This is a genomic window from Enterococcus sp. HY326, from assembly GCF_026157065.1.
Taxonomy (GTDB): domain Bacteria; phylum Bacillota; class Bacilli; order Lactobacillales; family Enterococcaceae; genus HY326.
This window is the reverse complement of the sequence record NZ_JANLGQ010000002.1, coordinates 554,964-568,540: the sequence shown is the minus strand read 5'-3', so window position 1 is coordinate 568,540 and position 13,577 is coordinate 554,964. Positions and strand designations below refer to the sequence as shown.

At 41.3% G+C, this 13,577-nt stretch carries 16 protein-coding genes; 14 read left to right on the top strand and 2 right to left on the bottom strand.

All coding sequences use genetic code 11. The features are described from left to right. Window positions 1-44 precede the first annotated feature (44 nt). Genes ORH16_RS07390 through ORH16_RS07380 form a run of 3 tightly spaced genes read left to right on the top strand, consistent with a single transcriptional unit; the run spans window position 45 to window position 2,444 of the window. A complete protein-coding gene (locus ORH16_RS07390; protein ID WP_265457592.1) occupies window positions 45-305 on the top strand; it encodes a hypothetical protein in 261 nt (86 codons plus the stop codon). 12 nt (window positions 306-317) lie between these two features. Beyond that, complete coding sequence (locus tag ORH16_RS07385) at window positions 318-1,403, top strand: DUF871 domain-containing protein (RefSeq protein ID WP_265457590.1); 1,086 nt, start codon at window positions 318-320, stop codon at window positions 1,401-1,403. Between the two features lie 45 nt (window positions 1,404-1,448). Beyond that, complete coding sequence (locus ORH16_RS07380; RefSeq protein WP_265457589.1) at window positions 1,449-2,444, top strand: sugar kinase; 996 nt, start codon at window positions 1,449-1,451, stop codon at window positions 2,442-2,444. A gap of 58 nt (window positions 2,445-2,502) precedes the next feature. On the opposite strand, the gene ORH16_RS07375 is transcribed toward ORH16_RS07380, so the two are convergent. Then, window positions 2,503-2,913: a ribonuclease HI family protein gene (locus ORH16_RS07375; RefSeq protein WP_265457587.1), complete on the bottom strand. Its 411-nt coding sequence runs from the start codon at window positions 2,911-2,913 to the stop codon at window positions 2,503-2,505. Window positions 2,914-2,977: 64 nt separating this feature from the next. Here ORH16_RS07375 and ORH16_RS07370 point away from each other — a divergent pair, with 64 nt between their 5' ends. Further along, on the top strand, window positions 2,978-3,391 hold the full coding sequence (locus ORH16_RS07370) for an EbsA family protein (RefSeq protein ID WP_265457585.1): 414 nt from the start codon (window positions 2,978-2,980) through the stop codon (window positions 3,389-3,391). A 46-nt stretch (window positions 3,392-3,437) separates the two neighbouring features. Here ORH16_RS07370 and ORH16_RS07365 read toward each other — a convergent pair whose 3' ends face one another. After that, window positions 3,438-3,644 carry a cold-shock protein gene (locus ORH16_RS07365; RefSeq protein ID WP_265457583.1) on the bottom strand — a complete coding sequence of 69 codons (207 nt, stop codon included), beginning with the start codon at window positions 3,642-3,644 and terminating at the stop codon, window positions 3,438-3,440. Between the two features lie 180 nt (window positions 3,645-3,824). Between ORH16_RS07365 and ORH16_RS07360 the strand changes: the two genes are divergently transcribed. The 10 genes from ORH16_RS07360 to ORH16_RS07315 all read left to right on the top strand — a co-directional run bounded on the left by ORH16_RS07360 (window position 3,825) and on the right by ORH16_RS07315 (window position 13,576). Beyond that, window positions 3,825-5,495, top strand: coding sequence for a formate--tetrahydrofolate ligase (locus ORH16_RS07360; RefSeq protein WP_265457582.1), 1,671 nt, complete (start codon window positions 3,825-3,827; stop codon window positions 5,493-5,495). 120 nt (window positions 5,496-5,615) lie between these two features. Next, on the top strand, window positions 5,616-6,050 hold the full coding sequence (locus ORH16_RS07355) for a hypothetical protein (RefSeq protein ID WP_265457580.1): 435 nt from the start codon (window positions 5,616-5,618) through the stop codon (window positions 6,048-6,050). A gap of 17 nt (window positions 6,051-6,067) precedes the next feature. After that, window positions 6,068-6,760, top strand: a complete 693-nt coding sequence (locus ORH16_RS07350; protein WP_265457578.1) for a CBS domain-containing protein — start codon at window positions 6,068-6,070, stop codon at window positions 6,758-6,760. 31 nt (window positions 6,761-6,791) lie between these two features. Next, the gene (gene lspA, locus ORH16_RS07345) at window positions 6,792-7,262 is read left to right on the top strand and encodes a signal peptidase II (RefSeq protein WP_322597292.1); all 471 of its coding nucleotides are present in this window, start codon (window positions 6,792-6,794) and stop codon (window positions 7,260-7,262) included. Then, complete coding sequence (locus tag ORH16_RS07340) at window positions 7,249-8,154, top strand: RluA family pseudouridine synthase (protein WP_265457576.1); 906 nt, start codon at window positions 7,249-7,251, stop codon at window positions 8,152-8,154. Before lspA ends, ORH16_RS07340 begins: the two co-directional genes overlap by 14 nt. Before the next feature lie 223 nt (window positions 8,155-8,377). Beyond that, window positions 8,378-8,914 (top strand): bifunctional pyr operon transcriptional regulator/uracil phosphoribosyltransferase PyrR, encoded by a 537-nt coding sequence (gene pyrR / locus ORH16_RS07335; protein ID WP_265457574.1) that lies wholly within the window; start codon window positions 8,378-8,380, stop codon window positions 8,912-8,914. 7 nt (window positions 8,915-8,921) lie between these two features. Beyond that, window positions 8,922-10,205 (top strand): solute carrier family 23 protein, encoded by a 1,284-nt coding sequence (locus tag ORH16_RS07330; RefSeq protein WP_265457572.1) that lies wholly within the window; start codon window positions 8,922-8,924, stop codon window positions 10,203-10,205. 45 nt (window positions 10,206-10,250) lie between these two features. Next, window positions 10,251-11,177: an aspartate carbamoyltransferase catalytic subunit gene (locus ORH16_RS07325; protein WP_265457570.1), complete on the top strand. Its 927-nt coding sequence runs from the start codon at window positions 10,251-10,253 to the stop codon at window positions 11,175-11,177. Between the two features lie 33 nt (window positions 11,178-11,210). Then, the gene (locus tag ORH16_RS07320) at window positions 11,211-12,494 is read left to right on the top strand and encodes a dihydroorotase (RefSeq protein ID WP_265457568.1); all 1,284 of its coding nucleotides are present in this window, start codon (window positions 11,211-11,213) and stop codon (window positions 12,492-12,494) included. 2 nt (window positions 12,495-12,496) lie between these two features. Beyond that, window positions 12,497-13,576 (top strand): carbamoyl phosphate synthase small subunit, encoded by a 1,080-nt coding sequence (locus ORH16_RS07315; RefSeq protein ID WP_265457567.1) that lies wholly within the window; start codon window positions 12,497-12,499, stop codon window positions 13,574-13,576. Window position 13,577: the final 1 nt, after the last annotated feature.

Sequence of the window (13,577 nt, the reverse complement as noted above, 5' to 3'; positions counted from 1 at the left end):
AGCGTGACGACAGCACTAGTTTTAATAAAGAAAGATGGGATAATATGACAACCTTTAATTTTATACTTGCGGTAGTAGTTTTTATTGGCACTCAAGTTATTGTCGAGAAAAAAATTGCACCTGAAAAAATTCAACAGATCAAACTTCGCTGGCTGATGCTATTGTCGGTTGTTGCCATCGGGGGAGCCGTCTTTCTTGCCACTCAGCTGCATTTAGGTGCAGCACCAGTGCTGGTCGTTACAATCATTGCTGCGACGATTCTTAGCCAAAAATATCGGTTGAAATCAGCAACATTTTATAATTAGAGGAGACAAATCATGAAACGAGCCTTAGGAGTATCGGTTTATCCTGACCACAGCAAGCTTGAGGACGATAAAAATTATCTGCAAAAAGCCCACCAATACGGGTTCTCACGGACTTTTATGAGTATGCTAGAGGTGACGGAGGGCAAAGAAGCCGTCCAAAAGAAATTTAAAGAGTTGATAGACTTTGCCAAGGAGCTAAATTTTGAAACCATCTTGGATGTCGCTCCTAATATCTTTGAAGAGCTAGGTATTTCCTATGACGACCTGACTTTTTTCCACGAATTAGGTGCTGATGGCATTCGTTTAGATTTAGGTTTTGATGGCAATAAAGAAGCAATGCTGACTTATAATCCCTTTGGTCTAGCAATTGAATTAAATATGAGTAACGATGTTGCCTATCTGGATAATATTTTGACTTATCAAGCCAACAAACCGTTTTTATACGGCTGTCATAATTTTTACCCGCAGGCCGGCACAGCCTTACCTTATGAATTTTTTGAAAAATGTAGTAGCCGTTTTAAACAAGCTGGTATTCGTACGGCAGCCTTTATCACCTCACAAGCGGGGAAAATTGGCCCGTGGGATATTAATGATGGCCTGCCAACGTTGGAAATGCACCGCCACTTGCCAGTGGAAGTTGCCACAAAACATTTCTTTGCTACTGGTCTGATTGACGATGTAATTATCGGCAATGCCTATGCCAGCGATGAAGAATTGCAAAAAATGGCAACAGTCAATCGTTATCAAACAGAGTTTGCTGTCGAATTTGTGTCAGCAGTTAATCCTGTTGAAAAAGAAATTGTGTTAGCTGAACAGCATTTTCGCCGTGGTGATATCACGGATCAAGTGATTCGTTCAACCCAAGTTCGCAAAAAGTATAGCCAAGCAGCCAATCTGCCCCATGATAATGAAATTGAGTTTCAAGTAGGGGATATCGTCATCGGAAATGATCAGTTTGGCAAATATAAAAATGAACTGCAGGTAGTTTTAGAGCCCCATAAAGATTCCCGTAAAAATAAAGTTGGGCAAATTGCCGAGCAGGAAAAAATTCTCTTGCCCTTTATTGAGCCTTGGAGTAAATTTAAGTTTCAAGAATAATTAAATTGTCAGTAAAACAATTTTAATAAATGAGGAGTGTGCTGTATGCGGGTAGCTGCTTTTGGGGAAGTCATGCTGCGTTTAAGTCCCCCGGAATATTTGCTTTTAGAGCAGACCAATCAATTACGAATGGATTTTACTGGTTCAGGTGTCAATATTTTAGCGAACTTAGCTCATTTTGGCCAAGAAGTGAGTCTGCTGACGACTTTACCGGATAATCGCTTAGGCCAGGCCGCCGCCGCTCATCTGCGAAAATTGAAAATAAATGATGATTATCTGCAATTTTATCATCAGCATTTAGGCAGTTATTTTGCTGAGATGGGTTATGGTGCCAGAGCTACTCAAGTAACCTATCAAAACCGACTCAGCAGCTCATTTGGGCAAAGTGGACCAGCAGTTTACCCATTTTCAGAAATGATTGGCAATTTTGATTTGTTTCACATCTGTGGCATCTCTCTTAGTCTGACAGATCAGACCCGAGCAGCAGCACAAAGTTTTGCCGAAAAAATTGCTGCTAGCGGGAAGCCAATCTGTTTTGATTTCAATTTTCGGCCAAGCTTGAATACTGAGCCGGATAAATTGCAGTTGATGCGCCAGCAATATCAAACAATTTTACCCCAATGTAAAATTGTTTTTGGCAGCAGTCGTGATCTAACTGATTTATTAGGTATCGAGCAAAAAGGCACCAAAGAAGAATTAATTCAGGACTTTATGAGGGAGTATCAAATTGAATTATTTGCCGGTACGAAAAAGATCTCTAAAGACGGTAAACAGTACGTTCAAGGCGTTCTATATACTCTGAATAAACAAGTTAGCAGTCCACTATTTGAATTGCAGGTTTTGGATCGGATTGGGGCAGGGGATGCCTACGCCGCTGGAATTTTGCAAGGCTATTTAGAAGGCTGGGAGCTAGAGCAAACAGTAAATTTTGCTACCATGAATAATGTCTTAGCACATACCATGCACGGGGATGTGCCGCTCACCACAGAAAAAGATGTCTGGTTGGCTTTAGATCATCCAGAAATTAATTTAATCCGCTAAAAATAGCCGAGTAAGTCTGATGATCCAAAGACTTACTCGGCTATTTTATTTGAAGCGGCTAATTCGTTTTTTTCTTCAGCTGCTTTTGCAATCCTTGGCGGGCCAGATTATCAGCCCCTTTATTCTCTTTTTCAGCTAGCCACTGGATTATCAGCAAAGGAAAAGTAGTTTCCAATTGTTGAAATTCAGCGAGATACGGTTGGAAAGCGGCGTTGCTAGTATAATTTTTTTCAATCGTTTGTGCTAACACCTTACTATCAGTGAAAATAAAAATGGTTTCTTGATTAAGCTCTTGTTTTATTAATAGCTGTAAAGTTTTGATTAAGGCAGCAAACTCGGCCTCGTGATTGCTCATGGTGCCTAGTGGAAAGCTGAGCTGTTGATACTGACCGGCGCCAGTAATCATGGCACCACCGCCGCTGGGTCCGGGATTACCTTTTGTGGCAGCATCGATATAGACTTTTAACATTTGGGTCCTCACTTCTTTTTCAATCTGTGTTATGATGGTTTTATTGTACTCTATGGATGGGGAGTTGTGGGCTATCAAACAGGAACATTCGCGATATTACTGGCAACCTGAGCCTTATTTTGCTTTTGCTTATTGGGGTTGTGCAGTTAGTCTGATTTTATTATATGCGGTTTTCGCCGTTGAGGACAGTATCTTTAATTATAAGGGACTTTTTTTGCTAGCTATTGGGCTAGTGATGATTTTTCTCGGCAGTCGCCGGCAAATGTATTTTCAAGAAAAAACTTTATACATTCGTACTTGGCTACCAATTTATCGGGAAAAAATTCCGGTGGCTAATATTGAAAAAATTAATTATCACTCCCGTCATTTGATGATGATTGTCACAGGGGAAAAGCGGCCCCGGGTTTATTTGATGAACCAAAAGCGCCAAGTCTTTTTCTTAAAGGAATTGGCCACATTACAACAATTGGATAATTAAAAAAGGCTAGCCCCAAAAAAATGGGTTAGCCTTTTACTTTTTGTGACTATTCGACAATCTTTCGCACATGTGCGGCTTGCGGTCCCCGGGCGCCTTCACGAATCTCAAAGCTAACCAATTGATTTTCATCGAGGAATTTGTATCCTTCTTCTTCAATTGCAGTAAAATGAACAAAAATTTCTTCTGAGTCATTGTAACTGATAAAGCCATATCCTTTTTTTGCGTCAAACCATTTTACATTCCCTGATTCCACAAACGCCACAACCTTTCATGAAAGAAGTATGCCTCTATTATAACGGTCAAAGGTGCTACTGGCAAATACGGGATTTTTCTCTTGTTTTCAGGTGATTTTCTTTTGAAAAACGTTTATAATAGGAAATAACTTAACAAAAGAATCAACTCAATAAAAAATAGTTCGGAAATGAGGCTGGAAATGAAAACGGATATTGAAATTTCACAGGAAACAACTTTACAACCGATTAAAGAAATTGCAGCACAGGTTGGTTTAACAGAGGATGACTTAGAATTATATGGAAAATATAAGGCAAAAGTGGAATTTGAAACGATTGCAAAAGTGTCAAAAAATTCTCAAGGGAAATTAATTTTGGTGACCTCGATTAATCCTACACCAGCGGGCGAAGGCAAATCGACGGTAACTGTCGGCTTAGGCGATGCGATGAATGCAATTGGGAAAAAGACTGTGATTGCGCTAAGAGAACCATCACTTGGTCCAGTGATGGGCATTAAAGGTGGCGCAACCGGCGGCGGCTACGCGCAAGTTTTGCCGATGGAAGATATTAATCTACATTTTACTGGTGACATGCACGCAATTACGACAACCAATAATGCGTTATCAGCGCTATTAGATAATCATATTCAACAAGGCAATGAATTGAATATTGATCCCCGCAGAATTATTTGGAAGCGGGTCGTTGATTTAAACGACCGGGCTTTAAGAAATGTCGTTATCGGTTTAGGAGGACCCATCCAAGGTGTGCCCCGTGAAGATGGTTTCGATATTACCGTTGCCAGCGAAATTATGGCGATATTATGTTTAGCAACGGATTTGGAAAATTTGAAACAACGGTTAGGCAATATTGTCGTTGGCTATACTTACGATAAAGAACCGGTTATTGTCAGCGATTTGAAAATTGAAGGGGCCTTGGCCTTACTTTTAAAAGATGCGATTAAACCAAATCTAGTCCAAACTATTTTCGGCACACCGGCTTTAGTTCACGGCGGACCTTTTGCTAATATTGCCCATGGTTGTAATAGTATTTTAGCAACGAGAACAGCGTTAGGCTTAGGTGACTATGTGATTACCGAGGCTGGCTTTGGCGCTGACCTTGGGGCTGAGAAATTTTTAGATATCAAAGTGCCAAACTTAGGCAAAGCCCCTGATGCTGTTGTGATTGTTGCAACCATCCGTGCGTTAAAAATGCACGGTGGTGTGGCAAAAACTGATTTAAGTGCAGAAAATGTGCCAGCCTTAACTGCCGGCTTTGCTAATTTGAAAAAACATATCGAAAATATGCAAAGCTATGGCCTACCAGTCGTGGTGGCAATCAATGAATTTATCAGTGATACCGATAAAGAGCTGGCAGCTTTAAAAGAATTGATTGAAAATCAAGGGGTTAGCGTGGAAGTGGCTAGCGTTTGGGAAAAAGGACCAGAAGGCGGTAAAAAATTAGCGGAGCTAGTTAGTCGTGTGATTGACGACTCCGACCATAATTTTAAAACAATTTACAAGAGTGCCTCTGGTTTAGAAGAAAAAATTGAAACGATTGTTAAGAAAATCTATGGCGGAAACGGCGTGAATTTCTCACCAAAAGCTAAAAATCAATTAGCCACCTTTAGTCAATATGGCTGGGATCGTCTGCCGGTCTGTATGGCGAAGACTCAGTATTCTTTATCTGACAATCCGCAGGCATTAGGTGCGCCAATGGATTTCACAGTGACCATTAGAGAATTGGTACCAAAAGTCGGTGCTGGTTTTATTGTTGCCTTAACTGGTGATGTGATGACAATGCCGGGCTTGCCGAAAAAACCGGCTGCTTTAAACATGGACGTCGACAAAGACGGTAATGCAATTGGCTTGTTTTAAAATCGTATTTTCCAACCCCTCTTGATTTTTTTCAAGAGGGGTTTTTCTGTGACTATCAGTAGATACAGTCAAGCTAGATTTTTTCCTTTAAAAAGGTTAAGCGCAAGACGAACTTGCCTCTTGTGTTTTATAATAGGTTCAGAGATAATAGGAGGCGCTGATTATGCAGGTTTTATTAAACGCAAGACTGGTTTTTTTGGTTACGGCAGTCCTTTGACCTTGAAAATTGACGGGGAAAAGAAATTGCTGATTAATGAAAATCAAGAAAAAGATTTTATTTTGAATCAGACTAGCCAACTAGAGGTCGGTTTTTATTGGCTAAAGAGTCAGCCGCTGACAGTAGCTGCCAACCAACGGGAATTGAATTTGAAAATTATTATGAATCCACGGCTGGTGACTATTTATATTGGATTATTTTTGGCGGCCTTTTTAATTCCGCTATTTTTCCGCTACTGGCTGATAATTCCAGTGTATCTATTGGCCTATGGATTTTTCGTGATGCGTCAGTTCAAGCAGGCTTACATAATTGAAGTTGTCAGTGGTTTTGATGACTAGTTGAAGGGGGAGACCGTGTGACACGGGCTGAAGAATTTTTAAATAGTTTCAATCGAGTTGAAAAATGGCTGAAGGATGAGCTGAATAATCCCAGCAGCATGGGGTTTAGCGAAATGGTGCGGCGGCTCGCTCATCGCAAAGACTTGCCAGTGAAAGATTATGAAGATGATCTCTTACAGATGGCGCAACTGCGCAATGCGATTGTTCACGAAAAAATTTCGGATGATTTTATTATCGCCGAACCGAATCAATGGGCGGTTGATCGAATCAGCAAAATCGAAAAGCTGTTAGCTGAGCCAGAAAAAGTTTTGCCCCGTTTTAAAAAGAATGTCACTGGTTTTGAGATGGATTTGCCGATGAAGGATATTTTAAAAACAATTCGGCAAAAGCGTTATTCGCAGTTTCCTTTGTATAATAGAGGGAAATTCGAGGGCTTAATTACCTTGCGGACTATCGGCTATTGGTTGGCGACTGAAGCTGATGAAGATACGATTGACTTGAAAAATCGCCATGCTCAAGATTTTTTAATGAGTGACGGCAAATCAGCTAACTACCGCTTTGTTAGTCAAACGACAGAAGTTTATGCTGTTGAAAAAATGTTTCAAGAGCTGAATTCTTTAGAGGCGGTATTAATTACGAAGGATGGCAATCCTGATGGAAATCTTTTGGGAATTATTCGTCCAAGGGATATTTATCAGCAGGAAGATTAGCGCTTATCTATAATTGAAGGAGATTTACGGAATGCTTATTGTGTATTTATTATTGGCAGTGGCAGTGATTGCTGTTGACCAAATGGTGAAACTTTGGACTGTTGCCAACACGGCTTTAGGAGAAGTTCATAGCTTTATTCCTAATGTACTTTCACTGACCTATATTCAAAATACTGGTGCTGCCATGGGAATTTTAGAAGGAAAGATGTGGATTTTTTACATTATTACCGTCGTGGCAGTTGTCGGCTGTTTGTATGCTTTGTGGCGTTTTCGAAAAGGTAGCAAGCTATTAGGCTTTGGAATTGGTTTAATTTTGGCGGGGGCGATCGGCAATTTCATCGATCGGGTGCGCTTAGGCTATGTGGTGGATATGTTTAAAACGGATTTTGTCGATTTTTGGATTTTTAATGTTGCTGACGCCGCATTAACAATTGGCGTCGTCTTGATTTTAATTTATCTATTTTTAGATGAAAGAAAGGACAAGCAGCATGGAACAAATTGAAGTGATTATTCAGCAAGAAAAAGGTCGACTAGATAAAGTCTTAGCTGAGCGTTTACCTGAGTATACCCGTTCGCAAATTCAAGGCTGGCTCAAAGAAGACTTAGTTGCTATCTCTGATCAACCAGTCAAAGCAAATTATAAGGTTAAAGCTGCCGATCGAGTTGTCATTACCTTGCCTGAACCTGAAGAGCTGGATTTAATTCCAGAAAATTTACCTTTAGATATTGTTTATCAAGATGAGGATGTTGTCGTGGTCAATAAACCTCAAGGAATGGTTGTCCATCCCTCAGCTGGTCATAGTCAGGGCACACTGGTCAATGGTTTACTGTATCACGTCAAAGATTTATCGACAATTAATGATGTGGTGCGCCCAGGGATTGTTCATCGCATTGACAAAGACACGTCTGGCCTTTTAATGGTCGCGAAAAATGACCATGCTCATGAAGCGCTCGCTAAACAATTAAAGGATAAAAGTTCTTTACGGAAATACGTGGCTTTAGTTCATGGAGAGATCCCCCATGAAAAAGGACGGATTGAAGCACCCATCGGTCGTTCAAAAGTTAATCGCAAAATGCAGGCGGTAGTGGATGACGGCAAACCGGCTGTGACTCATTTTACAGTTTTAGAACGCTTTAAAGATTTTACTTTTATCGAATTGCAGCTAGAAACTGGCCGTACTCATCAAATTCGTGTTCACATGCAATATATCGGCTATCCTGTTGCCGGCGACCCGCTTTATGGACCGAAAAAGACTTTAAAGGGTCAGGGACAATTTTTGCATGCGAAGCTGTTAGGCTTCACCCATCCGACAACTGGTCAAGAAATGGTTTTTGAAGCGCCGCTGCCAGAAATTTTTGAAAAAACTTTAGAAATGTTACGGAATAATCATTGATTTTTTCCGCTAATAACGGTATAGTCTTCTAGAGAGAAAATTTAATAGCTCCTTTAAGAATAGTCCCGTGAGGCTAAGAAGGAAATGCAAGTGGCTTATTGGGTGTGCCCAATAGAAAACTTGCCTACTTTGTTGCAGTTAAAACTGCTTGAACCAAGTAACTTCCTCCTGCCTGTTTTGGGTAGGAGTTTTTTTTTGAAAAAAATTAATTGGAGGAATCACAATGCAAGCAAAAGAAGTCGTGGATAACGTGACAATGAAACGGGCCTTAACGCGGATTACCTATGAAATCATCGAGCGCAACCACAGCATTCAAGACATTGCTTTAGTTGGAATTAAAACCCGGGGAATTTACATCGCCCAACGGATTGCCGAGCGCTTAAAACAATTAGAGCAAATTGACGTTCCAGTGGGAGAATTGGACATCACATTGTATCGGGATGATCAAAAATCACCAGATGAAGCTGAATTGCATTCTTCGGATATTCCGTTTCCGATTGAAGGCAAGGAAGTCATTTTAGTCGATGATGTCCTGTTTACTGGCCGGACGATTCGCGCAGCGATGGATGCAGTGATGGATTTTGGACGACCACGAAAAATTTCTTTGGCCGTGTTAGTCGACCGAGGGCATCGGGAGCTACCGATTCGAGCGGATTACGTCGGCAAAAATATTCCGACTTCCATGAAGGAAGAAATTGTAGTTGAGATGGAAGAATTAGATGGTCAAGATCGGATTTTAATTGAGAAGATAGGGGAGTAATTGGCAAATGTCGCAACCAGAAGATTTTCACAATGATGATGTGGTGTTAGACATCCACGACCGGCCAAAGCTAGGACACTGGATTGGCTTGAGCATCCAGCATTTATTTACCATGTTTGGCGCCACAGTTTTGGTCCCAATTTTAGTCGGAATTAATCCCAGCATTGCCTTAGTCAGTTCAGGCTTGGGGACAATCGTTTACTTGACAGTCACTAAAGGAAAAATTCCAGCTTATCTAGGCAGCAGCTTTGCTTTTATCGCTGCGATGCAATTGTTAATGCAAAGCGATGGCTATCCGGCGATTGCTCAAGGCGCCTTGACAACCGGTTTAGTATACTTGATTGTTTCATTTATCATTAAAAAAATCGGCAGCACTTGGCTGGATAAAATTTTACCACCGATTGTTGTGGGACCGGTCATCATGGTTATTGGCTTGGGCTTGGCAAGTAATGCCGCCAATAATGCAATGTATAATGGTAGCGAGTATGATTTTCGTTTCGTTTTTGTCGCCCTGGCAACCTTAGCCGTGACCATTATCTTCAATATGTTTTTAAAAGGATTTCTCGGTTTGATTCCCATTTTACTTGGCATCATCTGCGGCTATCTAATTGCTTTGATGGTGGGGATTGTCGACTGGCAATCGGTAGTCGATGCCCCATGGTTCCAATTACCGGCCTTTGAAGTACCCTTTGTTCAATATACGCCGAAACTTTATTTAAATGCCATTACTATCATGGCACCAATTGCTTTTGTGACGATGACAGAGCATATTGGTCATCTGATGGTCTTAAATAAATTAACCAAGCGTAATTTTTTTGAAGATCCGGGTTTAAGTCGCACACTTATGGGAGATGGCTTAGCACAGATTGTAGCCGGAGTTGTCGGCGGTCCGCCAGTTACTAGTTATGGTGAAAACATCGGTGTACTTGCTATCACTCGTGTCCACAGCGTTTTTGTTATCGGTGGCGCAGCTATCTTTGCAGTCGGACTTGGTTTTGTCGGTAAGTTGAGCGCCTTAATCTTAAGCATTCCCAACCCCGTTATTTCAGGCATCAGTTTTGTGCTCTTTGGAGTAATTGCTTCTAGCGGCTTGAAATTATTAATCGAAAATAAAGTTGATTTCGATCAAAAGCGCAATTTATTAATCGCCTCAACAATCTTAGTCATCGGAATTGGAGGTTTAGTCTTTGAAATCGGCACCTTCACATTATCAGCAATGGCTTTAGCAACCGTCTTAGGAATTTTCCTAAACTTAGTTTTACCCGAGCAAGCTGCCAGTGAGAAAGAATAACGATTGAAGAAATTTAATACATTAAAACGAACTAGGAGGACTGTCATGATCATTCCATCAGAACAAGTTAGTTTGAAACATTTGTTAACAGTGGAGGCTTTGAGCGATCAGGAAGTTATGGGGCTGATTCGCCGAGGGCAGGAGTTTAAAAATGGTGTCCAGTGGATGCCGCAGCGGCGTCAGTATTTTGCGGCGAATTTGTTTTTTGAAAACAGCACCCGGACCCACAAGAGCTTTGATGTCGCTGAGCGCCGGTTAGGGTTGGAAGTGATTGAATTTGACATCACGACTAGTTCGGTTCAAAAGGGTGAGACCTTGTATGACACCGTCTTAACTCTTTCGGCGTTGGGCATCGATATTGCGGTTATCCGTCATGGAGATGAAAATTATTATGATGAATTAATTCAAAGTAAAACCATTCAGTGCTCGATTGTCAACGGCGGTGACGGCAGCGGCCAGCATCCTAGCCAATGTTTGTTAGACCTAATGACCATCTATCAAGAGTTTGACGGATTCAACGGATTGAAAGTAGCCATTGTCGGGGATATTACCCATTCCCGAGTAGCAAAATCAAATATGCAAATGTTAAAACGTTTAGGAACTGAAGTTTATTTTTCCGGACCGGAAATCTGGTATGATGAATCCTTTGAAGTCTACGGTCATTATCAACCATTGGATGAATTAATTCCTGAGATGGACGTGATTATGTTGTTACGGGTTCAGCACGAACGCCACGACGGCAAAGAAAGTTTTTCTAAAGAAGCGTATCATCGTGAGTATGGGTTGACCATTGAGCGGGAAGCAAAAATGAAAAAATCTGCGATTATTATGCATCCAGCGCCAGTCAATCGGGATGTAGAAATTGCCGATTCTTTAGTGGAAAGTTTAAAATCAAGAATTGTTGAACAGATGACCAATGGTGTTTATGTACGGATGGCCATTTTGGAGGCAATTTTAAACGGTAAAGCATAGTTGAAGGAACCGACTTAATGAGGGGGAACGAATATGAAAACATTAATTAAAAATGGACGGATCAACACTTTTGGCAACCAGACAACAGCCGCTGCCATCTGGTTAGAAAATGGTATTATTCAAGGTATTGGAGTCAATTTTCCAGAAGCAGACTTTGATCAGGTATATGATGCACAAAATCAATTAATCACACCGGGCTTGGTGGACGTCCATGTTCATTTAAGAGAACCAGGCTTTACCTATAAAGAAACGATTAAAACCGGTTCACAGGCAGCAGCAAGAGGCGGCTTTACCACCGTCTGTGCGATGCCTAATTTAAATCCAGTTCCAGACACTGTCGAAAAATTTACCGCCTTAGAAGAAATTATCAAGCAGGACGCAGTTGTCAAAGTTTTACAATATGCCCCCATCACCGAAGAATTGCGTAGTGAAATTTTAACTGATCAAAAAGGCTTGAAGGCTGCTGGCGCATTCGCCTTCACCAACGACGGTGTTGGCGTTCAAACGGCCGGAACGATGTATCTTGCGATGAAGGAAGCTGCAGAAAACAATATGGCAATCGTTGCCCATACTGAAGATGAATCTTTACTTTTCGGTGGCGTGATGCATAAAGGTGCTGTGTCAGAGAAATTAGATTTACCGGGAATTATGAGTGCGACAGAATCCTCACAGATTGCCCGTGACTTAATTTTAGCGGAGGAAACAGGTGTTCATTATCATGTCTGCCACGTTTCAACAAAGGAAAGTGTCCGAGTAATTCGTGATGCTAAAAAAGCTGGCGTGCATGTGACCGCAGAAGTTTCTCCTCATCATCTGATTTTAATTGATGAAAATATTCCTGAAGACAATGGTTTTTGGAAGATGAATCCGCCATTAAGAGGGGATGAAGACCGTCAGGCGTTGATCGAAGGTTTGTTAGACGGCACGCTTGATTGCATTGCAACGGACCATGCCCCCCATTGTTTAGAAGAAAAACAACAAAGTTTCTTAAAAGCACCTTTCGGGATTGTCGGCAGTGAAACGGCCTTTCAATTAATATATTCCAACTTTGTCGAAACTGGTATCTTCACTTTCGAACAAGTGATTGACTGGATGGCTGTGCAACCGGCCCGTATTTTTGGTTTAGAAGTTGGCACATTGACAATTGGCCAACCAGCGGATATTGCTGTCTTTAATCTAACAGAAGAGACTGTGATTGATGACAAAGAATTTCAATCGATGGGTGTGAACACGCCCTTTGTTGGCTGGAAAATTAAAGGGGAAACCTTAATGACATTTGTCGATGGCAAACTTGTCTATCAAAAGGAGGCTAAATAAGTATGAAGAGACTTTTAGTCTTAGAAGATGGTTCAGTGTTTGAAGGAGAAGCCTTTGGCGCTGACGTGGATGTCTTCGGTGAATTAGTGTTTACAACTAGTATGACAGGTTACCAAGAAACAATTACTGACCAGAGTTTCAACGGTCAAATTATTACCTTTACTTATCCAATGGTGGGGAATTACGGAATTAATCGTGATGATTACGAAAGTATTTCGCCAACCTGTAAAGGGGTGGTCGTTAAGGAGCATGCCCGCCGTGCTTCCAACTGGCGCAATCAAATGACCTTAGACGAATTTTTAAAACGCAAAAACATTCCCGGAATTTCTGGAATCGATACCCGTGCCTTGACACGAAAAATTCGCAGTTTTGGTACGATGAAAGCCAGCATGGTAGATGTCGGTGATGAATTCAATCACATTTTTGATCAACTGAAGGCAACGGTCCTACCAAACAATCAAGTGGCGCAGGTTTCTACAACGAAACCTTATCCAAGTCCGGGAATCGGTCGCAATGTAGTGGTCATTGATTTTGGCTTAAAACACAGCATTTTGCGGGAACTTTCCAAAAGAGAATGCAATTTAACAGTGATGCCCTACAATACAAATGCTGAAACTATTTTAGATTTGCATCCAGATGGCGTGATGTTAACCAACGGGCCGGGAAATCCTAAAGATGTGCCGGAAGCCATTCAAATGATTAAAGAAATCCAAGGTAAGGTGCCGATTTTTGGTATTTGTTTAGGCCATCAGCTTTTTGCCTTAGCGAATAACGCCGATACCTACAAGATGAAATTTGGTCATCGAGGCTTGAATCATCCGGTCAGAGAAATTGCGACTGGCCGCATTGATTTTACTTCGCAAAATCATGGCTTTGCGGTGGACCCTGAGACAATTGACAATGAAAAATTAATGATTACCCACGTTGAAGTGAACGACAATACGGTGGAAGGTGTTCGTCACCGTCAGTATCCGGCTTTCTCTGTTCAATTTCATCCAGATGCAGCACCGGGACCACATGATGCCGTACATTTGTTTGATGAGTTTATGGAAATGATGGACGCTTGGAAGGAGCAACGATAAG

Bases quoted from the DNA above. Each gene is read 5' to 3' on its own strand.
- ORH16_RS07390 (WP_265457592.1), top strand. From the start codon at position 45: ATGACAACCTTTAATTTTATACTTGCGGTAGTAGTTTTTATTGGCACT.
- ORH16_RS07385 (WP_265457590.1), top strand. From the start codon at position 318: ATGAAACGAGCCTTAGGAGTATCGGTTTATCCTGACCACAGCAAGCTT.
- ORH16_RS07380 (WP_265457589.1), top strand. From the start codon at position 1,449: ATGCGGGTAGCTGCTTTTGGGGAAGTCATGCTGCGTTTAAGTCCCCCG.
- ORH16_RS07375 (WP_265457587.1), bottom strand. From the start codon at position 2,913: ATGTTAAAAGTCTATATCGATGCTGCCACAAAAGGTAATCCCGGACCC.
- ORH16_RS07360 (WP_265457582.1), top strand. From the start codon at position 3,825: ATGAAAACGGATATTGAAATTTCACAGGAAACAACTTTACAACCGATT.
- lspA (WP_322597292.1), top strand. From the start codon at position 6,792: ATGCTTATTGTGTATTTATTATTGGCAGTGGCAGTGATTGCTGTTGAC.
- ORH16_RS07340 (WP_265457576.1), top strand. From the start codon at position 7,249: ATGGAACAAATTGAAGTGATTATTCAGCAAGAAAAAGGTCGACTAGAT.
- pyrR (WP_265457574.1), top strand. From the start codon at position 8,378: ATGCAAGCAAAAGAAGTCGTGGATAACGTGACAATGAAACGGGCCTTA.
- ORH16_RS07330 (WP_265457572.1), top strand. From the start codon at position 8,922: ATGTCGCAACCAGAAGATTTTCACAATGATGATGTGGTGTTAGACATC.
- ORH16_RS07325 (WP_265457570.1), top strand. From the start codon at position 10,251: ATGATCATTCCATCAGAACAAGTTAGTTTGAAACATTTGTTAACAGTG.
- ORH16_RS07320 (WP_265457568.1), top strand. From the start codon at position 11,211: ATGAAAACATTAATTAAAAATGGACGGATCAACACTTTTGGCAACCAG.
- ORH16_RS07315 (WP_265457567.1), top strand. From the start codon at position 12,497: ATGAAGAGACTTTTAGTCTTAGAAGATGGTTCAGTGTTTGAAGGAGAA.